The organism is Saccharibacter sp. 17.LH.SD, from assembly GCF_009834805.1.
GTDB lineage: Bacteria > Pseudomonadota > Alphaproteobacteria > Acetobacterales > Acetobacteraceae > Saccharibacter.
The window spans coordinates 264,727-286,213 of sequence record NZ_WVHO01000010.1 but is presented as its reverse complement, the minus strand read 5'-3'; the positions used below and the strand labels follow the sequence as shown (position 1 = coordinate 286,213).

Genomic DNA, 21,487 nt, shown 5'->3' with positions numbered 1-21,487 from the left:
TAGAAAGAAGTATGGCCCTCCGATGTCATTGAAAAAATGCGACATACTTGGAAGAAGCTATCCTAGAATGATACCAACCTACCAGCTCTCTATAAACAATTTTGTATTTCAAGAACATGGTAAGGTCAAAAAGATCATTATTTGAGGGTTATACGTGCCTTACCTATCTAATAAGCTTAGAGCCTTTAATTTTTCGCCCTGAATGGGGACTAAAGAGAGAAGTAAGCTGTGCAACCATCGTATCGCCGAGGTCTTCTTCAGAACCGATGGTGACACTATTCTCGTAATAACGTGTGACATCATGGCCAATGCCAATTGCTAAAAGCTCGCCACTGGGGTCATGCTCCAGTTTCCGGATAACATGATGGAGGTGATGGTCTAGGTAGTCGGGGCCATTGGCCGTTGATGTGCTGTCATCAACAGGAGCACCGTCGGAAATGACCATCAAAATACGACGATGTTCAGGGCGATGTTTTAGGCGCTGCCAAGCCCAGAGCAGAGACTCACCATCAATATTTTCTTTCAGGATTCCTTCACGAAGCATAAGGCCAAGATTACGCCGAGCACGTCGCCAAGGTGTATCCGCTGCTTTGTAGACGATATGGCGGAGGTCATTGAGACGGCCCGGCTGGGATGGGCGGTTATTTTGCAACCATTTGGCGCGACTTTGCCCACCTTTCCAGGCGCGTGTCGTAAAGCCTAGGATTTCCACCTTCACGCCACAACGTTCGAGAATGCGTCCTAAAATATCCCCACAAATAGCCGCCGTGGTAATGGGCCGGCCACGCATTGATCCGGAGTTATCAATCAACAAGGTGACGACTGTATCCCGAAATTCGGTCTCCCCTTCACGTTTGTACGAAAGAGGCAGCGAAGGATTGCTGATAATCCGCGGCAAGCGAGCTGAATCTAGAATGCCTTCTTCTTGATCAAAGAACCATCGGCGTTGTTGTTGCGCCAGAAGACGGCGTTGAAGCCTATGGGCGAGGCGGGCGACAAATTCCTGTGTCTGTTCAAGCTGTGTATCAAGCGTTTCCCTCAGAAGGTCGAGTTCTTCAGGGTCACAAAGGTCGGAAGCTTGAACCTCTTCATCAAATTCCCGCGTGTAAACACGGTAGTTATCATGTTGTGCATCAGAATGCGGTGCAGGCGAATCAGAAGATGGACCGGCGGCTTCCTCATTTCCATGCTCACCAGCGGCAAGAAGCGCCTCCATTTCTTCAGAGGTCGCCCCTTCGCTCGCACTCCTTCCATCTGTAGCTTCTTGGCTTGGGGTATCGCTTGTTTCCGGTGCGCTCTCTTCTCCCTGACTATCAGAATGCGATGTTGAAGAGGCTTCGCTTTCTTGATCATCAGAGTTTTGATCGCCTGAGGGAGGCGCCGTCTCAGACTCTGCTTCATTCTTTTTGGGATGTAAGCCGCATTCTTCAATCAGCTTTTTGCTTACTTGAGAGAATTGACGTTGGTCGCTCTGCGTTTCGGCCATGTGACTCAGCGCTTTTTTAGCTTGAGCGCTGAGGGAATGACGCCATTTTTCGAGGGCCGGGCTTTCTAAAGACGCGGCCAATGGCGTTTGGGAGAGTGCTTCACGCGTTAGGAGTTCCAGAGCCAGCGAGGCCGGCATATCTTCCCGTTTGCTCATGGTATGAGCATTGAGTTCGGCGTAACGGCGTTCAAGGCGTTTTTGTAAATTGGCGCGCACACCTGCCAGATGGCGAGAGCCATAAACCTCGTAACGCGCCTGCTCGACAGCATCAAAGATTTGGCGTGCTTCAGGATCAGCCATGACGGGTGATAGATGTGGATCATGGTAACGCTGACGCAGTGCTGACGCATCAATCTCGCCACGGATTTCTTGTTGCTGCTCAGCGGAGAGATCCTCTGCATCCAAGGTCGAGAGATTGACCGTATCGTCAATCTCTTTCTGACCACTCAGTGCACGCAGCGTGGCAAACGAGGCTTTGCGGAATGGATCCTGCTGGTTAGCCATAATATTTTACCCCAAAGGAGAGGTGTTGAAGCAGCGTTGGTAATATTCGGCCACTGTATCGCGTTCGGTTTCGTCGCATTTATTGAGGAAGCTTAGACGGAACGCAAAAGCAGTATCACCGAAAATGAGGGTATTTTCTGCCCATGAAATCACGGTGCGTGGGGAAAGAACGGTTGAAATATCACCATTCATAAAGCCTGCACGACTGAGATTCGCTAACGCTACCATGTTCTCAATAAGAGAGTGGTCTATTTTGCCCCCCATGCGAGCGTCGATAATGCGAATTTCTTGCTCAGCAGGGAGATAGTTGAGAGAGGCAACGATGTTCCAGCGATCCATCTGGCCTTGGTTAATTTGCTGTGTTCCATGATATAGGCCCGATGTATCACCAAGGCCAATCGTATTGGCTGTCGCAAAAAGGCGGAAGGATGGGTGAGGGTGGATGACGCGATTTTGATCAAGCAGCGTCAGCGCCCCGTGAGCTTCCAACACACGCTGGATAACAAACATTACATCAGGCCGTCCGGCATCATATTCATCAAAAATGAGGGCGCAGGGGCTCTGCAAACACCAAGGCAAGAGCCCTTCACGGAATTCTGTAATCTGCTTGCCATCACGGAGGGTAATGGCGTCCTTCCCGATGAGATCAATACGCGAAATATGACTATCAAGGTTGATACGTACACAAGGCCAGTTAAGACGGGCAGCAATCTGGTCGATATGAGATGATTTTCCCGTTCCGTGAAATCCTTGGACCATCACACGGCGATTATACATAAATCCGGCAAGAATGGCTCGTGTCGTATCACGGTCAAAGCGATATGCCGGATCAATATCAGGCACTTGTTCTGTTTTGCGCGACCAAACGGGCACGTCAAAATCAAGGTCCAGATCAAAGAGATCACGCGCTGGGCGCAAACCATCAGGAGTTTGCGGCAGGGTCTCGGCTAGAGAATGTGTCGTCGAGATGGTCATGTCGGGCTCCTATGTGCGTCTATAGAGAAAGCCTTAGGCTTAACGAAAGTAAAAGAAGTCTCTAACCAGCAGTGGCGGTGTTTTCCGTTGAGGTAAAGTGTGCTCGCAATGTGGCGTAGGCCGAACCGATCGTTTTGAACCGTTCTTCAGCACGTGGGTCTCCCTTATTGGCATCGGGATGATACCGCCGGGCCAAGGCACGGTAACGACTCTTGACGTCATCTAATGTCGTCGGCCATCCCAAATCAAGCAGGGCCAGAGGCTGGCGTAAAGGTTCTGGAGCATGCTGGCGCGGTGGGGCCTCGTGTGAGGGGTGAGCGCGGCGTGCTTTTAAAATATCGAGTGGATCGTGCAGATCATCGACGGTGAAAGAGGCACGACCTGCTCCGCCCATATTGCCTAATTTCCAGGAAGGGCGCTGCCAAGATGTATCCGCTCGGAGATGGTTTTCGATCTGCCCAGGGGTCATCCCGCGATAATAATCCCATTTGGCATTATACTCGCGCACATGTTGCAAACAGAACCAATAATAGCTGCGGAGATTATCGCGCCCACGAGGTGCACGATATCCCGCGGGGAGCGTGCAATCGGGGTGATCACAGCATGTCTCCGGGGCATCTGGGTCAGGATCAAAAGCTCGAGGTCTGGACATTTTACGCTGCATGGTGGGTGATATGGGGAGGAAGGCCTACAAGATGCAAGCACCTTACTCTGTGTTAAAATAAGGCTTTGATTAAGAATATCGTCTATTTTATCGTAGTAGTCTATATGTAGGAAGGAGAGGTTATGGATCGTAAGACACGTATGACGGTTCTCCTAGAAGAAGCATTGAATCCATCAATGCTGGTGATTCGTGATGACAGTGCGCGCCATCAACATCATGCTCATATGCGTTCTGTGCAGGAGAATAGTCGTGGTCCTGCGCAGGTTGGTGAGACGCATTATGCTGTTGAAATCGTGAGCGATAAGTTCGACGAGATGCGCGCTTTAGCTCGTCATCGTCTTGTGAATGAACTTTTGGCGCCCGAATTTGAACAGGGGCTGCATGCTCTTTCTTTGACATTGAAGGGAACCAAAGACGTATGAGACAGAAAATGGGAGGTCGACAATGGTCGAGTATTGCGCTGAGCATGGGGATTCTCGCGGTGCCCGTGATGTCTCTGTCAGGGTGTGCTGTGAGTGGGTATCACCACTTACCCGATGCGCAACAGGATGCGGCTCGTCGTGTTCAGAAGTATTTTAATGACCTCTCATCGCTTCAAGCTAATTTTGCACAAGAAGGGCCAGGGCGACAGCAGGGAGATGGGCATTTTACCTACGTGCCAGGCGCGTTACGTTTAGATTACGACATTCCGAACAAGACGGTACTCATTGCTAAGGGTGACTATTTGACGTTGAATGACGGAAATAGTGGTGCCGTAACGAGGATGTCTCTCAAGCGTAATCCAATGGGCTTTTTGTTACGACATCCTCTGAAGTTCGATGATGGTGTTCAGGTGAGTAATGTGATGAAAGGAATGGACTCTCTTCAGATTTCACTGACACAAGCGGACAATCCTTCCCAAGGGCTGCTCACATTGCAATTCTCAGATATTCACAGCCATCTTTCCTTAATTGGAATACAAGGTGTGGATGGGCGTGGGCATCATTTCGGCTTGTCTTTATATGAAGTCAAAGAGAATGAGCCTGTATCGGCAGATATTTTCACGCAGCCTTCGGAATAGATCCAAAAATTTTTGGCCATGTGGAGAGAAGGGCGTGATCGACATCGTCCATGCGGATGGTATGATGAAAGCGCTCTAGGCTCGTAACGCCATAGTCTCGAATTCCGCATGGAATAATGCCTGAAAAATCGTCTAATGCTGGTGCGACATTTAAGGAAATTCCATGCCAGCTGACCCATCGGCTCAAGCGAATACCCAGAGCGGCGATTTTGGTCTCTTGGTGAGAAATAGGGTCAATACACCATACGCCGATACGGTCTTCACGCGTGAAGGCTTCAATTCCGAATCGGGATAGTGTGAGGATGATCCATTGTTCTAACCCCTTCACATAGGCGCGAATATCGCGCGCCGGAACGAGGCCATGAGGCTGTTTTAAGTCGAGCATGACATAAACAATGCGTTGACCGGGGCCATGATAGGTCCATTGGCCGCCTCGTCCTGCATGATATGTTGGGTAATGTTGTGGGTTGAGGAGATCCTCTTTTTTGGCGGAGGTTCCGGCTGTGAAAAGAGGCGGGTGCTCAGTGAGCCATAGTTCTTCTGCCGTTTTCCCGAGGTGAATGTCTTTCGCTTTTGCTTCCATATAGTGGAGAGCATCAGGATAAGCGCGGAGCATTTTATCACGTCGCCAAATAATTTCTTTAGAAAACTGTGTCATGGTGATTGCCCTCCTGCTGTGTATGGGCTATAGGCCATCTCACCGAGGCGGTCACGTTGAAAAACAACCGCTTGTCACGGAGCGGCCGTGGCGGAATGGTAGACGCGCAAGCTTGAGGTGCTTGTGGGGGATAACCCCGTGGAAGTTCGAGTCTTCTCGGCCGCACCATAGTCCTGAAAGAGTGGACGTTAAATTTTCCTTACAAAAAGATAGGTTGGCGCGGGCATCAAATTTAAACGAGATGTCATGAAAGCGTAACTTTCTATTTCCTTATTTTCGACCTATTTATGCTCTCTATTCCCCTTGGGTGTGATCTGATAAGAGTTATCGGGTTATCTCTATAAAAAACGTTAAGGGTGTCTTCATACGCTTACTCAATGGCGTAGGGCGGCGTAACAAGTGAGGAGAGAGTATGATTAAACCATTGCGTAAAGCTGTGTTGCCTGTAGCAGGTCTTGGCACGCGTTTTCTCCCGGCGACTAAGGCTATGCCGAAAGAGATGCTCCCAGTTGTCGATAAGCCCCTTATTCAATATGCGATTGATGAAGCGAAAGCGGCTGGTATTGAGGAATTTTGCCTCGTTACGGCGCGTGGAAAAGATAATCTGATTGATTATTTTGATGTGGCGTATGAGCTAGAAGCAACATTGCGTGAGCGTGGAAAAATATCGTCCATGGCGGCACTGGAAAGCAGCAGTGTACCGGCAGGATCTCTCGTTGCCGTGCGACAGCAGAACCCTCTTGGGCTTGGTCATGCTATTTGGTGTGCCCGTAACTTTATTGGGGATGACCCATTCGCCATTCTGCTTCCTGACGATATCGTTAGTGGCGGGCGTAGTTGTGTTGCGCAGCTTGCTGATGTTTATCAACAGACAGGTGGTAACGTTGTTGCTGTTGATGAAGTGCCTGCTGATCGTACAGATCGTTATGGTATTCTTAAAACCGGCAAGGATGATGGAAGCCTTGTTGAGATTACAGGCTTGGTTGAGAAGCCCAAACCTGCGGATGCTCCTTCTAACCTAGCGATTATTGGTCGTTATGTTTTGACGGCAGATATTTTGAAGCCACTCTCAGAGCAGAAAACAGGCGTTGGCGGTGAAGTTCAATTAACAGACGCTATGGCTGAAGTGATTGGAAAAGTGCCTTTTCATGGTCTGCGTTATGAGGGAACACGTTTTGATTGCGGCGACAAATTGGGCTTTTTAGAAGCGCAAATTGCAATGTCCGTTAGCCGGCCAGATTTAGGGGCTGCTGTACGTTCTTTCCTAAAGAAATACGTCTGAGGATATTATGACTGCTTTTAAACATCAATTTGAACCTACAAATTTGCGCGAATATGATATTCGCGGGATTGTTGGGAAGACGTTACATCCAGAGGATGCTTACGCTATCGGGCGTACGTTTGCGAGTATTGTACGCCGTGCTGGTGGGAAGCATGTTGTCGTAGGGTATGACGGGCGTCTCTCGTCGCCTACGCTTGAAGAAGCTTTGGTCAAAGGGGCTGTCGCTTCCGGTGTGATAGTGACACGGATCGGCCGTGGCCCTACGCCGATGCTGTATTATACAGCGGTAACACGGAATGCTGATGGCGCCATTATGGTGACGGGAAGCCACAACCCGCCGGACCATAATGGTTTCAAGATGATGTTGCAGGGTAAGCCCTTCTTTGGTGAACAAATCCGTGAGCTTGGTGAGCTATCAGCTCGCGGAGATGTAGTGCCTGAAGAGCAGGGACGTGTTGAAACGATTGATCCTTCCGAAGCGTATATCGAGCGTCTTCTAAAGGATTATGATGGTAAACGTCCCCTAAAAGTCGTTTGGGATAATGGGAATTCGGCAGCGGGTGAGGTGCTGACGCGCTTGGTGAAGAAATTGCCGGGTGATCATACCATTTTATACCCAGAAATTGATGGGCGTTTCCCTAACCATCATCCAGACCCAACGGTTGAAGCAAACCTTCAGGATTTGATTGCTGAAGTGAAGCGTCAGAAAGCTGATCTGGGCATTGCTTTCGACGGTGATGCGGATCGCGTTGGGATTGTGGACGGTAAAGGCCGGCCATTATGGGGTGACCAAATTTTGGTCCTTCTTGCGCGTGATGTGTTGGAGAAGCATCCAGGTGCCACCATTATCGCTGATGTAAAAGCCAGCCAGGTTCTTTTTGACGAAGTGGAAAAAGCCGGTGGTAAGCCTTTAATGTGGCGGACAGGGCATTCACTTATCAAAAGCAAAATGGCTGAAACAAAGGCGCCATTAGCGGGGGAGATGTCCGGGCATATTTTCTTTGCTGATAAATGGTATGGGTTTGATGATGCGCTTTACGGTGCCATCCGCGTTCTGGGCATTGTAGCGCGCCTTCCTGGCACGCTGGCAGATATGCGTGATGCCTTGCCCGTGATGGTGAACACTCCTGAGCTGCGCTTCCCCTGTGAGGACACACGCAAGTTTGATGTCATTCGTGAGGTTGCAGAGCGCCTAGAAAAAGAAGGTGCAGATGTTTCCGCCATTGATGGTGTTCGTGTTCGGACACAAGATGGTTGGTGGCTCCTTCGTGCGTCTAACACACAAGCTGTGTTGGTAGGGCGTATAGAAGCGAATGATCAGGCAGGATTGGATCGGTTGAAGGCAGCTTTTACCGCTCAGCTTAAAGCTTCTGGGCTTGAGGCGCCTGATTTTGATAAGCCAGCAGCGCATTGACACAATAAGGGAGGAGGGCAGCCATGAGTGTTGTCCTCTTTTGGAAGAAGGCAGTTCTTGGGATAGGCAAGCGAATGTTAGATTTCGTCTGCCCGCCCACCTGTCTTTCTTGCGGTGCTGATATCATGGCAGGAGGGGTTTTGTGCTCCTCTTGTTTTGCATCGTTACGGTTCATTGCGAAACCGTTTTGTGCACGCTGTGGTGAGCCTTTTGCATTACCGGCATTGGGGTTTGGGACGGGTGTTTGTGCACGATGTCGCGAAGTGCCGCCATTATGGGGCCGGGCTTGTGCCGCCCTAATATATGATGATGCCGCACGTCGTTTGATTTTCCCTTTAAAATATGCTGATCGCTCATCATATGCACGGCGTTTAGCGCAGTTTATGGTGCGTGCGGGGCGGGATATATTGAATGAGCCTAGTTACCTCATTCCTGTTCCTTTGCACCGTCAAAAATTACGGCAGCGACGGTATAATCAGGCGGCGTTATTAGCGCGTTGTATTGGGAAAGAAAGTGGCATGCCTGTCATTATAGATGGGCTTTTGCGGCAACGTCATACACGCCCTTTAGCTCATCTAACTATTGCAGAGCGGCGCGATGAGTTGCACGATGTTTTCCAGGTTAAAGAGCTCTATAGCGACGTGTTGCGAGGGAAAAAAATTGTTCTGATTGATGATATTCTCACCACGGGCGCAACAGCTGAGGCTTGCACGCGCGCTCTACTTGCGGTGGGATGTCAGAGTGTTGATGTACTCGTTATGGCGCGTGCCTGTGCGGGGGACGTGGATATAGCTGTAGGATATATGTATGCCAAAGATTGAAATTTATACCCAAGTTGGGTGCCCATTTTGTGTTCGAGCTGTGGCTTTATTGAAAGAGAAGAATGTTCCTTTCAAAGAGATTGATGCGCCTCGTGGGACGTCAGAACGTGAAGAAGCTATTCAGCGTTCGGGTGGAAAAAGAACGGTTCCCCAGACATTTGTTGATGGTCGTCCCTTAGGGGGATGTGATGAGTTAATGCAGCTTGATCGCTCTGGGAAATTAGATGCTCTTTTGAGGGGGGAATGAAGGATGGTGCTGTCCTGGCTTTATAAGAAATGGCGGGGTACAGCACAGTTCTTTCCCGCGAGTCTCTTTTTAGCGAGTGTTTTGCTTTGTTCCGGCGGTGTCGTTCCCATGGCCCAAGCTCAACAGGCCTCTCCATTGTCTGAGGAAGGTTTGTGGCTGGTTGAGGGCAAGGATGGTATTTTTCGTATCGGTCCTTGCCAGCCAGGAGGAGGGAATTTATGCGGCTGGCTTGTGGGCATGGATTACACGACACCAGAGCCTGACAAAGACGTATGGGGGCGTTCCGAGTGCGGGCTGCAAATTATCTCCGATATGAAGCGCGGGGAAAATGGTCGTTGGAATGGTCATGTGTTGGATCCGGGAAGTGGTCGCTCCTATAGTGCTCGTTTGTGGTTGGATAAACATGGGCGTTTGAAGCTGTTAGGCTATCTTGGATTGCCGCTTTTTGGGCAAGTTCAGCGATGGACACGTTATCAAGGCCCGCCGATTGGCGAGAAGTGTCATATGGCATCTGATCGTAAATGAGCTATGCAATAATGGACTATTCCTTTAGGTAGATTTCACCTAATCTCGAGAGTGAATCTTTGAGGATATTGTCTGATTGTTTCAGTTTGGTATCCTGTTAAAGGAGAGTTCCCCGTTATGTCTCAGCGTCTTTCCCGGCGTCATTTTTCCCTAGCGCTTGCAGGGGTTGGAACGGCTGCATTAGCAGGTCGGGCTCATGCAGATGATGATTCTGCGCCCGAGACTGCAAATTCTCTACCGCGGACATTATGTTTTGTTGGTGGCTATACAGAGCATGGTCCTCCAGGCGGTGCAGGGAACGGCAAGGGAATCTCTGTGTTTGAGATGGAACGCAATACGGGTATCCTTACACTTATTACGACCTTTATGGACACGCCGAGTCCATCTTTTATTACGTTGACGAAAGATCGTAAGTTTCTTTACGCCTTGAGTGAAATCAGTGATTACAACTCAAATGGTGATGGCTCCGTAACGGCCTATTCTGTGGATACAAAAACAGGCACCTTGGCGCGACTGAATACGGTGAGTTCTGGTGGGGCGGTGCCTGCGCATCTTAGTGTTCATCCATCAGGGAAATATGTGCTGGTTGCCAATTATGTTGGTGGGTGTGTGGCTGTTCTGCCGATCCATGCAGATGGGTCGCTTGGAGAAGCGACGGATATCGTCCATAATACAGGGCCGCGTCAGCCGGAAAGAGCCGCAGATAACCCGCAAGGTAACTTTGCTGTATCAGATCATTCGGGGTCACATCCGCATATGATTGATACAGACCCGAGTGGTCGTTACGTCCTGGTTGATGATGCAGGGCTTGATCGCGTTTATGTAGGGACGTTGGATATTGAACGTGGGAAGCTGATCCCGGCAGAAACGCCGTATTACAATATGGAGCCAGGATGTGCACCACGACACTTTGTTTTTGATCATAGTGGTCGTGTTCTGTATAATTTGTGTGAACAGAACTCCAAGGTGGTGGTGTCGCAGTTTGATCCCAAAACAGGAAAAATTACCTTTATTCAAAGTGTAAGCACGGTCACTTCTCATTTTCGTGGGTCGACGTTGGCGGCGGAAATTCTTATTTCGGCAAGTGGTAAATTTGTTTACGTTTCAAACCGCTTGGGTGATTCTATGGCTGTCTTTGAAGTGGGGCAAGATGGAACACTGACCTTGCAAGATGAAGTCTGGATGCATGCTGATTATGGACGCGCCATGATGTTCGACCCAAGTGGGACGTTCTTGTTCTGTGCTAATCAGCGTTCTGATGCGGTAACGTCATTCCGTGTTAATCGGGCAACGGGGAGGCCGACTTTCACCAATCAATTTACGCCGGTCGGAAGCCCGACGACGTTTGCTTTTATGGTGACCGATACTTAGTCAGTGATTTGAGAAAAAAGATATATATATATATGAAAGGGGTTAACGGGCCCCTTTCTGTTTTATGCTTTTTTAAAGAGTGCAATGTAATTGACGCTTGTGTCGCGGCTAATATGCCAACGGGGCGGGATGAAGGACATGCCGTTGAGGTGACATAATGTAAGGCCCGCTTGTTTGGCCATACGGTCTAGTTCGACCGGGCTAATAAATTTTTTCCAATCATGAGTGCCAATTGGAAGAAGCCGTAGCAGATATTCAGCACCCAATTTAGCCATCAGGTAAGAGCGTATCGTGCGATTGAGTGTTGATACGGCAACAAAACCACCTGGCTCCGTAAGGTCTGCGAGTAATTGTAGGAAGACCGCAGGGTCACGAACATGTTCAATAATCTCTAATGCGCAGACCACATCAAAACGTTTATGCTGTTCAACAAGAAGCTCCGCATGGCCTTCTTGATAGTGTAGAGGGGCAGCATAAACGGGAAGCGGTACTGTTTTGACATGCGCTGTTGCTGCGGCAATCGCCTCCGCACTTGCGTCAACACCGAGTGTGTTAAACCCCAATTGCGCAAAGCGCTCGCTCGCTAGCCCGGCTCCGCAGCCAATATCAAGAAGTCGAGGCGGTTCAGACTGTTGAAAAAGGGCATCAGGAAGATGGTCTTTTACCCATGAAGTCCGAATGGGGTTCATGGCGTGGAGAGGGGCCATCGGGCCCTTAGGGTTCCACCATTTGTCAGCTAATGCACTGAAATGACTTATTTCTTCTCCGACCACCGAAGAAAGAGTTTCTGATGGGGAAGGAGATGTCATGAGTAGATCCTCTTTATAGAACATATGCTTACTGCCACGTTTCGGCTGGACGGAAAAGGGTGATGTCGGTATGTGGGGCGGATATTTATGTAAATAAGTTGATCCGTAATCGGAGCCAAGGTTCACATCATGTCCATGCTTGATAGTGCAGAGGGCGGTACGCCTCATGCCGTTTTGACATCAAAAGAAGAAAGAACGCCCAGAACGGTCGTTATGAAGTTCGGTGGCACATCGGTGGGGGACTTGGACCGTATTCGTGTCGTTGCGCGTAAGGTGAAAGCTGAACAAGCGAAGGGACGGCGGGTCGCTGTTGTTGTGTCTGCCATGTCTGGTGTGACAAACCAGATGGTCAAATATTGTTACGATCTTAATCCAGAAGCAGATTCGTGTGAGTATGACGCTGTTGTCGCTTCTGGTGAACAAGTAACGAGCGGTCTTCTAGCCATTGCTTTGGGAGCTATTGGCGTTAAAGCGCGGTCTTTCCAAGGGTGGCAGATCCCACTTTTTACAGATGAATCTCACGGATGTGCTGCGATTGATCGTGTTGAGGGGGCAGCCCTTCTTGAGAGTTTGAATCATGGGGTTGTCCCGGTTATTGCTGGTTTCCAAGGGGTTGATTCCCATGGGCGGATTGCAACATTAGGGCGTGGCGGATCTGATACATCGGCTGTGGCTTTGGCTGCAGCTATACGTGCAGATCAATGTGACATTTATACCGATGTTGATGGTATTTACACAACGGATCCAAGAATTGTTAAGCGCGCTAAGCGGTTAGAGCGTATTACATATGAGGAAATGTTGGAGCTTGCGTCCGTAGGGGCGAAGGTTCTGCAGACTCGTAGTGTTGGCCTAGCAATGCGTGAAAAGGTGAATGTGCGCGTTTTATCCTCTTTTGAGGAAACAGATGATACAAGCGGCACCGTGGTTGTAGATGAGGATGACGGCATGGAGAAAGAGCTGGTTGCGGGGATCGCGTATTCCCAGGATGATGCGAAGATCAGTATTCGTAATCTTCCCGATGAGCCTGGGATTGCGGCGAAAATTTTTGCTCCGTTATCGGCTGCCGGAATTAATGTCGATATGATTGTCCAGAGTATTGGCGTCGACCGTAGTACAAATATGACGTTTACTGTAAGTAAGGGTCACGAACAGAAGGCGTGTGCTCTTTTAGAAGAAATGCGTTCCGAAATCCGTTTTGGGGAATTAACGACCTCCCACGATGTTGTGAAAATTAGCGTCGTTGGTGTGGGGATGCGTTCTAATGCTGGGGTTGCTGCGACGATGTTCCGTACCCTCGCAGAGAGAGGGATTAATATTCAGGTTATTTCAACCAGCGAAATTAAAATTTCTGTGCTGATTGATGCTGAATACACAGAACTCGCCATGCGAGCTTTGCACACGGCCTATGGATTGGATGGCAAAAAGGAAGAAACAACACATGAGTGATACGTCCATGAGTGAGGGAGAGAAGGCGCGTGAGAGGCTGGATTGCTTATGGAAGCCGGGTTGTGACTTTCTAGGAAGTAGATATGCCATCCTCGGTGGCGCCATGTCCTGGGTGAGTGAGCGAAACCTTGTTTCGGCAATTTCTAATGCGGGTGGTTTTGGGGTTATCGCGTGTGGAGCGATGACGCCTGAGCGCTTGAGGGAAGAAATTGTCGCAACGCAAGCGATGACGAAGCGCCCTTTTGGGGTTAATCTGATCACCATGCACCCTCAGCTTGATGAGCTGATTGAGGTCTGCCTAGCTCATAAAGTGACGCATATTGTGCTAGCAGGTGGTGTGCCAAGTGGTGCAAGCATCCGGCGTGTGCGCGATGGTGGAGCGCGTGCGATTGGTTTTGCACCGGCCCTCGCTTTAGGGCGTCGTTTAATTAAGCTCGGTATCGAAGCTTTGGTCATTGAGGGGTCAGAAGCCGGTGGGCATGTAGGTCCTGTTTCATTGACTGTCTTGGCCCAAGAAATTCTTCCTCACATAAGGGATGTCCCTGTTTTTGTTGCTGGTGGATTGGGACGGGGAGATGCTATTCTCTCTTACCTAGAGCAGGGGGCTGCTGGGGCTCAGTTAGGAACGCTCTTTGCAGCCTCTCAGGAAAGTATTGCGCATCAGAATTTCAAAGCGGCTTTCCGCCGTGGTAATGCGCGTGATGCTGTTGTCTCTGTTCAACTTGATGAACGTTTTCCGGTTATTCCCGTGCGTGGCTTAGCCAACGCGGCGACGCGCCATTTTATGGAACATCAGACAGAGATGTTACGTCGTTTCAAAAATGGTGATATCGAACGCGAAGCAGCGCAATTAGAAATCGAGCATTTTTGGGCTGGCGCTTTGCGGCGTGCCGTCATTGAGGGTGACGTTGAAAATGGGTCGCTTATGGCTGGGCAATCCGTTGGAATGGTTAAAGAAATCAAACCTGTTTCTGAGATTATTTCAATGTTGGTTGATCAAGCTATTGCCGCTATTGAAAGACGTGAGGGATGTATTCGTTCCTCGTCACATATATTGTCCTAGTTGAGTAGTGTTGCGTAATTGTTATTTCTCAGTTGCTGAGTGCGATGCTCGGCCTAGCCTGCAATAAGAAAGGGATCATTGATGTCCGAGCCGCGTTCAGAAGAAACAGTGCCTAGTCATTCAGGCGTTGGTGAGACGTTACGTGCTCGGCGGGAGCAGCTCGGGTGGCAGATTGATGACGTTGCCAGTCATCTTAAAATGCGTCCCTCTGTTGTAGAGGCGTTGGAGAAAGATGATTACGAGAAGCTTCCTGGAAAGGCCTATGTGTTGGGCTTTATCCGGAGCTACGCTGCTTTTCTAAATTTGGATGCAGCGCCCCTGGTTGGGTCCCTTAATCAGGGAGAGTTAAAACGAGCTGAGAAAGCAAGCATACCAGCTGTCACAAGGTTTTCTCCCAATGGAGATCGTGGCGTTTCGGTTGTTTTGCTGGTTGTGGTCGGGATCATTATTGTGATCGTGGCTTATGTTTGCTGGTATCGTTTTGCAAACCACACATCCGTTCCATCAGTGGCAACACCAGCTGCTGTGTCGGAACAGAAGGAGGATACCTCTTCTGTTCCGAATGACAAAAATGATGAGTCGCGTAGTCGGGATGAATCGCCGACAACTCCTTCTGGGCCAACATTGCCGGATGTTGGGTCCAATACAGCGCGTGATGCCGGGGCAGGGCAGACGCCGGATGTAACACCGGAGCCAGAGCCAAGCACTCATTCTGGTGAGAGTGGAAATGCTGCCAACATGACGTTACCGACACCGGCTCCCCTTGTTGGTAGTAATGAAGCGTCTCAGCCATCACCTTTTGAAGCGCCTAAGCAAGCTCAGGCTCATCCTGAGACATCGCCAGCGCCTAAGGTGTCCTCCACGCTTGACCCGCATCAAGTTGTTTTAAGGGTGACGCAAGATAGCTGGGTGCAGATTAAAAATGCACAAGGGCGCGTTGTGCAGTCTCGCGTAATGAAAAAAGGTGAGAGTTGGGTAGGGGATGATCAGTCGGCTCCTTATCGCATTACAGCTGGGAATGCGGGGGGTGTTCTTTTGCAGGCAGGAGATGCTGTGAGTGAACCGCTCGGTCCTTCTGGCACAGTGAAGCGTAATGTCAGTGTGACGGCCCAGGGGGTTATAGATGGCCATTATGGTCATGGTACGTTACCAGACGGCATGTCTGTTGTGCCAAATGATCTTCAGAAAGATCATAGTTCTACCGTTCCAACGCTGGATCATAACGCTGCATCGCACTAAATAGTCTTATAACTCGAAAGAGCTAGCATTGTTTATCATGGGCCCGTTAGTTTGGGCCCAGAGAGGTTATTCATGAGCAGTATTCGCCCTTATCAGCATATTGAGCGTCGTAAATCGCGGCAAATCCATGTCGGCAATATTGCCGTTGGTGGAGATGCCCCGGTATCGGTGCAAACCATGACCAATACGCTGACTACGGATATTGAAGGAACCATTGCTCAAATCCGCAAGGCCGAGTTAGCTGGTGTCGATATTGTGCGTGTTTCTTGCCCAGATGAGGCGAGCACAAAGGCATTAAAAACGATTGTGGAAGAAGTGAATGCGCCAATCGTGGCGGATATTCACTTCCACTATAAGCGCGCCATTGAAGCGGCTGAGGCTGGGGCGGCATGTTTGCGTATTAACCCTGGTAACATTGGAAGCGCCGCTCGCGTTAAGGAAGTGGTGAATGCAGCGCGTGACCATGGCTGTTCCATTCGTATCGGTGTGAATGCAGGCTCGCTTGAGAAGCATCTATTGGAGAAATACGGGGAGCCTAACCCAGAGGCGCTTGTTGAAAGTGCCCTGGAACATGCGAAAATTTTGCAAGATCATGATTTCCATGAATTCAAAATTAGTGTGAAGGCTTCTGATGTGTTCATGGCTGTTGCGGCGTATCAGCAATTGGCGGATTGCTGTGATCATCCTCTGCATATCGGCATTACTGAGGCAGGCTCTAAGCGTGCGGGGACTGTAAAATCCGCTCTCGGGCTCGGGAATCTTCTGTGGGCTGGGATTGGTGACACAATGCGTGTCTCGCTGTCAGCGCCTCCAGAAGAAGAAGTGCTTGTGGGCTGGGATATTCTCAAATCACTGGGCTTGCGTCATCGTGGTGTAAAGATCATTTCCTGTCCGTCTTGTGCACGGCAAGGATTTAATGTTGTCGAGACCGTACAGACGCTGGAAGAGCGTTTGCAGCATATTAAAACACCGATGACGCTTTCCATCATTGGATGTGTTGTTAATGGCCCAGGCGAAGCCCTGATGACCGATATTGGTGTGACTGGTGGTGGCCAGGGGCGTCATATGGTTTATTCTGCCGGGAAGCAGGACCATACAATGCCGGCTGATGATATGATCAACCATATTATTGATCTGGTTGAGAAGCATGTCAGTGCTATTGAAGCGGGAGAAATTGAAGGTTCAACCGCAAAGGCCATGGATCCGGCGGCACACTAATGGCACGCTTTCAACCAGTACGTGGCACGCATGACATTATTGGCGAGGATATGCTCCGTCATCGTCATGTCGTGGAGACCGGGCGTGAGATTCTAAGCCGTTATGGCTTCTCAGAATGGGCAACGCCCATTTTTGAGGAGACCCGTGTTTTTGCACGTTCTCTTGGTGAGACATCGGATGTTGTTTCCAAAGAGATGTATAGCTTTCAAGATCGTGATCGTGAAAGTTTGACGTTGCGCCCTGAGGGGACGGCGAGTATTGCTCGGGCGTTGGTTTCCAATGCCTTAACGCAAGCTTTGCCGCAAAAAGTCTTCTATCAAGGCCCGATGTTTCGGTATGAGCGCCCTCAGAAAGGGCGTTACCGCCAGTTTCATCAAATTGGTGTCGAGCTTCTCGGCGCTGAAGGGCCTTTGCGGGATGCAGAGACCATCGCAATGGCGCGTGATTTTCTCGCGGCATTGGGGTTGGGGGAGCATATTACGCTTGAGCTGAATACTCTTGGGGATCTGGAGAGTCGTAAAGCGTGGCGTGAGGCTTTGGTTGTGTATTTCCGCCAATATGCCGATCAACTTTCAGAAGATAGTCGGACGCGCTTGGAAGTGAACCCATTGCGCATTTTGGACAGTAAAGATGAGCGGGATCGTCGTTTTGTCGCCGATGCGCCGGTTTTTGATGATTATCTCAGTGAAGAGTCGCGTCAGTTTTGGGATGAATTACGCAAGGCACTTCACTCTTTTGGGGTGTCTTATGTTGAGAACCCACGTATTGTGCGCGGTCTTGATTATTATAGCCATACAGTCTTCGAATTTGTTACCGATCAACTAGGCGCTCAGGGCACCGTGTTGGCTGGTGGACGTTACGAAGGGTTGGTTGAAGAAATGGGTGGGCCTGCCATTCCAGCGATTGGCTGGGCGGCTGGTATTGAGCGCCTTGCGTCCCTCATTGAAGCGCCAACAGAGAGTCACGCTGGGATTGCTGTTCTTCCTCTTGGAGAGGCCGCGACATTCAAAGCCGCGACGATTGCCCAGACATTGCGTGATGGTGGTCATCGTGTCGCTATTGAAACCCGTGGGAATATGAAAAAGCGCATGGACCGGATTGTGAAATCAGGGGCCTCACATGTGATTTTCCTTGGTGATGATGATCTAGAGCGCGATGTTGTTCAGCTTCGAGTGTTGGCGAATCGTGAGCAAAAAGAAGTGCCTATTGCTCAGCTCCTGACCATATTAAAGCATGAATGTGACGCATGACTTCTGCCATTGACCATCGTTTAGAACAGATTGTCGCGCGCTTTGAGGAACTCCAGGCGTTGATGTCGTCCAGTGAAGGGGCGGGGGAAGATTTTACCCGGCTTTCCAAGGAATATGCGGCATTAGAACAGCCTGTAGCGGCTATCAGAGCGTGGCAAAAAGCGTTTGAGCGGAAACAAGAAGCGCAGCTTTTGCTGGAAGACCCGGAGTTAAAAGAGCTCGCAGAAGCGGATTTGCGTGATGTTGATGCGCAATTACCTGAGCTCGAGCATGGGATGCGTCTCGCTCTTTTACCGAAAGATGCGGCGGATGAGGGAAGTGCTATTCTTGAAATCCGTCCCGCAGCGGGAGGAGATGAAGCTGGGCTTTTTGCTGCAGAATTGTTCGATGCATATCGTCGGTTTGCCGAGAAAAATGGGTGGCGTTTTGAATTGATGTCCCTGTCGGAAAATGAGTTGTCCGGCCTTAAGGAGGGCATTGCAACCATTACAGGGAGTGGGGTGTTCGCACGGTTTAAATATGAATCAGGCGTGCATCGTGTTCAGCGTGTGCCAGCAACGGAAAGTCAGGGACGTATTCATACATCGACAGTGACGGTGGCTGTACTGCCAGAAGCCGAAAATGTCGATGTCGATATTCGCGATGAGGATCTGCGCATTGACGTGTATCGTGCTTCCGGTGCAGGTGGGCAGCATGTGAATAAAACAGAAAGTGCGGTACGTATTACCCATATGCCGAGTGGGGTTGTTGTGGCGATGCAGGAAGAGAGAAGCCAGCACCGCAACCGAGAAAAGGCGATGAAAATTCTTAAAGCGCGTTTGTACGAATTAGAGCGTCAACGTGTTAATAGTACGCGCGCGGCTGATCGTAAGTCTCAGGTCGGGACGGGGGATCGCTCGGAACGGATACGGACGTACAATTTCCCACAAAATCGGGTCACAGATCATCGCATTAATTTAACATTGTATAAAATTATGCAGGTGATGAGCGGTGATTTTGATGAAATTGTCGATTCATTGACGCATCATGAGCAAATGGACCTTTTGGCCGCTGAATCCGGCGCTCTATAGGAGCCCTCTAGCTATTAGGAACGGTGCATCGTGCTGAATGACCCGTGAGGTGTTCTTCTGCAGAGGGATCGTCGGGATCGACTAAAAAGAAGTCCGTAAAATGCTCATTGCCCACAGCTTCATAATTCCGGCCATCCGGATTATGGAGCGTGCCGTCGCTGCTGACGATGCGTGTTACCGTGCGGCCATTGTAAGACATAGTGACAGCACCGCATAAAGAATAAGAAAGGTCAGTCCGTCCTAGGGGAATAGGCACGGTAACTTGGGCGCTGGAATGAGTGAGATCGAGTTGGAATGTCGCGGCAAGATGGCCATTGATGTAAAGGCGAGAGACTTCCGATATCTCGTCTGGGGCGCGTTCATCCATGACGGTAAAGCTGCCACTTGTGGGACCATCTGGCATGGTCGTGTTGTCTTGCGCATGGGCTGTGCCAAAGACGGCGAGAAGTAGAAGAGGGAAGAGGGTAGAGCGAGATGTCACGTGAAGGGCCCAAACCATGCAATGTTTCAACGAATCTTCCGGTAATGCGTAAAGCACCTTTAGTGCAACAGGCGATTGATGGTTTTTGTCAAGCTGGGATTGAGAATGCTCCTTTGGAAGCGCAATGGCTTTTGCAGTGGGCGACAGGATGGGACCGCTTGCATTTGCTGCACCATACAGACATTCCTGCTGAAAGTGCCGAGCGCTTCCTAGAAGGGGTGCGGCGACGTATTCAGCGGGAGCCTATGGCTTTCATTACAGGAAAGCAGGGCTTTTGGACGCTTGATTTGGCGGTGTCACCTGACACACTTATCCCGCGCCCTGATAGTGAAACCTTGATTGAAGCATTGCTGGCACTATGTCCTGAACGCTCAAAAATACGGTCTATTTTGGATCTTGGAACAGGAACAGGGTGTCTCTTATTGGCGGCGTTAGTGGAATATCCTCATGCTTTGGGTGTTGGTGTGGATATTTCCGACGGGGCGGTGCTTTTAGCACAACATAATGCGCAGCAGCATGATTTGGATAAACGGGCATCTTTTCAGGTTGGTTCATGGACTGAGGGTGTGGAAGGACATTTTGATATTATTCTGTCAAACCCTCCCTATATCGAGAAAAAAGAGATTGAACATCTCATGCCGGAAGTGGCTCTTTATGAGCCGCATCGTGCTTTGGACGGAGGGGATGATGGCTTGAGTGCTTATCGTTTATTGTGTCGTCTGTTGCCGAACATTCTAGCACCGGGTGGTTTCATTATTTTTGAATTAGGGGCAGGGCAAGAAGAAGCTGTGACAGCACTAGCAGAACAGAATGGCCTTAAGAAAATTATGTGTCGGAAGGATCTCGGAGGGATTCCTCGTGCATTGGTGCTTGCACATTCGTAGAAAGCGGTTGGCTTCTGGTAAGATAATTGCTAGAGTTACGCCGTAAGGCAGGATGATAGAGAATTCCTAGCTGTTTAGCCCACCACTATCTCCAGAGTGATACACGGTCTCTTCTGCTAATGATGGGAGATGTGGAGTTGGGGTGCTTTGTCAAGAAACCATCAGAGCGACATTAACGGGTTGTAGATTATGAAGCGTATGAGAAGCCGCCATCATCGTTCGGGAGGCGGTGGAGGGACGTCACGTGGCAATAACGGTCAGGTTCCACTGAATCGAAACCACGTCTTTGAAAGCAATGGCCCGGACTTGCGTATTCGTGGGACGGCGCAACAGCTTTCAGAGAAATATTTGCAGCTTGGGCGTGATGCAACGGGTACGGGAGATCGTGTCCTGGCAGAAGCCTATTTCCAGTATGCAGAACATTATTTCCGTATTTTGAATGCGATGAATCAGGCCGTGCAGACTGCACAGCAAGAGCGTGCAGAGCGTCAACGTGCGTATCAGGAGCGCCGGGAGGCTATTACCCGTGAGCGTCGTGAACCGTCGCTTGATGGAGAAGAGGAAGAAGAGGTCGTGCCTGCCGCTGTTGAGCGTGAGGTTCCGGTCAAGCAGCCATCTCCACCAGAAGGCCGCCCCCCACGGAGACGCCGTGCACCAGCGCCCAGTCTCGACGTTGATGAAGATGAATGATTAAATAAGTGAAGGAAGGGAAGAGTAAAATCTTCCCTTTTAGACGTCACATAAATAGGACGGTCGGTTATAAACGTTGCAGGAGCAGTAGCGGGAAGGCCGCTACAAGCCCGTATCCAGTAGATATATTTTTTGAGAAAATAATGAAGTGATGGTAGCGGTGGACGGATTTGAACCGCCGACCAAGGGATTATGATTCCCCTGCTCTACCACTGAGCTACACCGCCATCTTTACTTCTGAGGCGAACCGTATTACGTCCGCCGCTGTGGGGAGCTTCTATGGTATTTTCCGTGATATGTCAACGGGAGACCAAGAAAGAATAACATTCT

22 protein-coding genes and 2 tRNA genes are annotated in these 21,487 nt (G+C 49.9%); 17 read left to right on the top strand and 7 right to left on the bottom strand.

Annotated features, from left to right (window positions below; translation table 11 throughout):
• Positions 1–163: 163 nt before the first annotated feature.
• The 3 genes from GS501_RS05930 to GS501_RS05920 all read right to left on the bottom strand — a co-directional run bounded on the left by GS501_RS05930 (position 164) and on the right by GS501_RS05920 (position 3,629).
• Positions 164–1,990 (bottom strand): cobaltochelatase CobT-related protein, encoded by a 1,827-nt coding sequence (locus GS501_RS05930; RefSeq protein ID WP_160830944.1) that lies wholly within the window; start codon positions 1,988–1,990, stop codon positions 164–166.
• Positions 1,991–1,996: 6 nt separating this feature from the next.
• Positions 1,997–2,965 (bottom strand): AAA family ATPase, encoded by a 969-nt coding sequence (locus tag GS501_RS05925; RefSeq protein ID WP_160830943.1) that lies wholly within the window; start codon positions 2,963–2,965, stop codon positions 1,997–1,999.
• 61 nt (positions 2,966–3,026) lie between these two features.
• A complete protein-coding gene (locus GS501_RS05920; RefSeq protein WP_160830942.1) occupies positions 3,027–3,629 on the bottom strand; it encodes a DnaJ domain-containing protein in 603 nt (200 codons plus the stop codon).
• Positions 3,630–3,751: 122 nt separating this feature from the next.
• On the opposite strand from GS501_RS05920, the gene GS501_RS05915 reads away from it, so the two are divergent.
• Positions 3,752–4,051: a BolA family transcriptional regulator gene (locus tag GS501_RS05915; RefSeq protein WP_160830941.1), complete on the top strand. Its 300-nt coding sequence runs from the start codon at positions 3,752–3,754 to the stop codon at positions 4,049–4,051.
• Entirely contained in the window at positions 4,048–4,689 is a 642-nt protein-coding gene (locus GS501_RS05910) for an outer membrane lipoprotein carrier protein LolA (RefSeq protein WP_237442443.1), read from the top strand. The genes GS501_RS05915 and GS501_RS05910 overlap by 4 nt, the downstream gene beginning before the upstream one ends.
• Here GS501_RS05910 and lipB read toward each other — a convergent pair.
• Positions 4,670–5,371, bottom strand: a complete 702-nt coding sequence (lipB, locus tag GS501_RS05905; RefSeq protein ID WP_370517960.1) for a lipoyl(octanoyl) transferase LipB — start codon at positions 5,369–5,371, stop codon at positions 4,670–4,672. The two genes, GS501_RS05910 and lipB, sit on opposite strands and share 20 nt — an antisense overlap.
• 57 nt (positions 5,372–5,428) lie before the next feature.
• Here lipB and GS501_RS05900 point away from each other — a divergent pair.
• From GS501_RS05900 to GS501_RS05870, 7 genes are all read left to right on the top strand, one after another.
• Positions 5,429–5,515 (top strand) — tRNA-Leu (locus GS501_RS05900).
• Positions 5,516–5,759: 244 nt separating this feature from the next.
• The gene (galU, locus tag GS501_RS05895) at positions 5,760–6,629 is read left to right on the top strand and encodes a UTP--glucose-1-phosphate uridylyltransferase GalU (protein WP_160830939.1); all 870 of its coding nucleotides are present in this window, start codon (positions 5,760–5,762) and stop codon (positions 6,627–6,629) included.
• Between the two features lie 7 nt (positions 6,630–6,636).
• Complete coding sequence (gene pgmG, locus GS501_RS05890; protein WP_160830938.1) at positions 6,637–8,043, top strand: phosphoglucomutase/phosphomannomutase PgmG; 1,407 nt, start codon at positions 6,637–6,639, stop codon at positions 8,041–8,043.
• A 23-nt stretch (positions 8,044–8,066) separates the two neighbouring features.
• Positions 8,067–8,864, top strand: coding sequence for a ComF family protein (locus GS501_RS05885; RefSeq protein WP_160830937.1), 798 nt, complete (start codon positions 8,067–8,069; stop codon positions 8,862–8,864).
• Positions 8,851–9,111, top strand: a complete 261-nt coding sequence (grxC, locus tag GS501_RS05880) for a glutaredoxin 3 (protein ID WP_160830936.1) — start codon at positions 8,851–8,853, stop codon at positions 9,109–9,111. The genes GS501_RS05885 and grxC overlap by 14 nt, the downstream gene beginning before the upstream one ends.
• A 3-nt stretch (positions 9,112–9,114) precedes the next feature.
• On the top strand, positions 9,115–9,636 hold the full coding sequence (locus GS501_RS05875) for a DUF2147 domain-containing protein (protein WP_160830935.1): 522 nt from the start codon (positions 9,115–9,117) through the stop codon (positions 9,634–9,636).
• Between the two features lie 117 nt (positions 9,637–9,753).
• A complete protein-coding gene (locus GS501_RS05870; protein ID WP_160830934.1) occupies positions 9,754–11,007 on the top strand; it encodes a lactonase family protein in 1,254 nt (417 codons plus the stop codon).
• 62 nt (positions 11,008–11,069) lie between these two features.
• Here GS501_RS05870 and ubiG read toward each other — a convergent pair whose 3' ends face one another.
• On the bottom strand, positions 11,070–11,816 hold the full coding sequence (gene ubiG, locus GS501_RS05865) for a bifunctional 2-polyprenyl-6-hydroxyphenol methylase/3-demethylubiquinol 3-O-methyltransferase UbiG (protein WP_160830933.1): 747 nt from the start codon (positions 11,814–11,816) through the stop codon (positions 11,070–11,072).
• A 213-nt stretch (positions 11,817–12,029) separates the two neighbouring features.
• On the opposite strand from ubiG, the gene GS501_RS05860 reads away from it, so the two are divergent.
• The 6 genes from GS501_RS05860 (at position 12,030) to prfA (ending at position 19,102) form a co-directional block, all read left to right on the top strand.
• Entirely contained in the window at positions 12,030–13,262 is a 1,233-nt protein-coding gene (locus GS501_RS05860) for an aspartate kinase (protein ID WP_237442455.1), read from the top strand.
• Positions 13,255–14,325, top strand: coding sequence for a nitronate monooxygenase family protein (locus GS501_RS05855; protein WP_160830931.1), 1,071 nt, complete (start codon positions 13,255–13,257; stop codon positions 14,323–14,325). The genes GS501_RS05860 and GS501_RS05855 overlap by 8 nt, the downstream gene beginning before the upstream one ends.
• An 81-nt stretch (positions 14,326–14,406) precedes the next feature.
• Positions 14,407–15,564 (top strand): helix-turn-helix domain-containing protein, encoded by a 1,158-nt coding sequence (locus tag GS501_RS05850; RefSeq protein ID WP_160830930.1) that lies wholly within the window; start codon positions 14,407–14,409, stop codon positions 15,562–15,564.
• Positions 15,565–15,636: 72 nt separating this feature from the next.
• Positions 15,637–16,782: a flavodoxin-dependent (E)-4-hydroxy-3-methylbut-2-enyl-diphosphate synthase gene (gene ispG, locus GS501_RS05845; RefSeq protein WP_160830929.1), complete on the top strand. Its 1,146-nt coding sequence runs from the start codon at positions 15,637–15,639 to the stop codon at positions 16,780–16,782.
• Positions 16,782–18,032 carry a histidine--tRNA ligase gene (gene hisS / locus GS501_RS05840; RefSeq protein ID WP_160830928.1) on the top strand — a complete coding sequence of 417 codons (1,251 nt, stop codon included), beginning with the start codon at positions 16,782–16,784 and terminating at the stop codon, positions 18,030–18,032. Before ispG ends, hisS begins: the two co-directional genes overlap by 1 nt.
• On the top strand, positions 18,029–19,102 hold the full coding sequence (gene prfA, locus GS501_RS05835; protein ID WP_160830927.1) for a peptide chain release factor 1: 1,074 nt from the start codon (positions 18,029–18,031) through the stop codon (positions 19,100–19,102). Before hisS ends, prfA begins: the two co-directional genes overlap by 4 nt.
• A 7-nt stretch (positions 19,103–19,109) precedes the next feature.
• Here the strand turns inward: prfA and GS501_RS05830 are convergent, their stop codons facing one another.
• Entirely contained in the window at positions 19,110–19,583 is a 474-nt protein-coding gene (locus GS501_RS05830) for a hypothetical protein (protein ID WP_370517947.1), read from the bottom strand.
• On the opposite strand from GS501_RS05830, the gene prmC reads away from it, so the two are divergent.
• On the top strand, positions 19,577–20,467 hold the full coding sequence (gene prmC, locus GS501_RS05825) for a peptide chain release factor N(5)-glutamine methyltransferase (RefSeq protein WP_237442442.1): 891 nt from the start codon (positions 19,577–19,579) through the stop codon (positions 20,465–20,467). The two genes, GS501_RS05830 and prmC, sit on opposite strands and share 7 nt — an antisense overlap.
• Positions 20,468–20,656: 189 nt before the next feature.
• Positions 20,657–21,157, top strand: a complete 501-nt coding sequence (locus tag GS501_RS05820; RefSeq protein ID WP_160830926.1) for a DUF4167 domain-containing protein — start codon at positions 20,657–20,659, stop codon at positions 21,155–21,157.
• A 152-nt stretch (positions 21,158–21,309) separates the two neighbouring features.
• Here the strand turns inward: GS501_RS05820 and GS501_RS05815 are convergent.
• Positions 21,310–21,384 (bottom strand) — tRNA-Met (locus GS501_RS05815).
• Positions 21,385–21,487 lie beyond the last annotated feature (103 nt).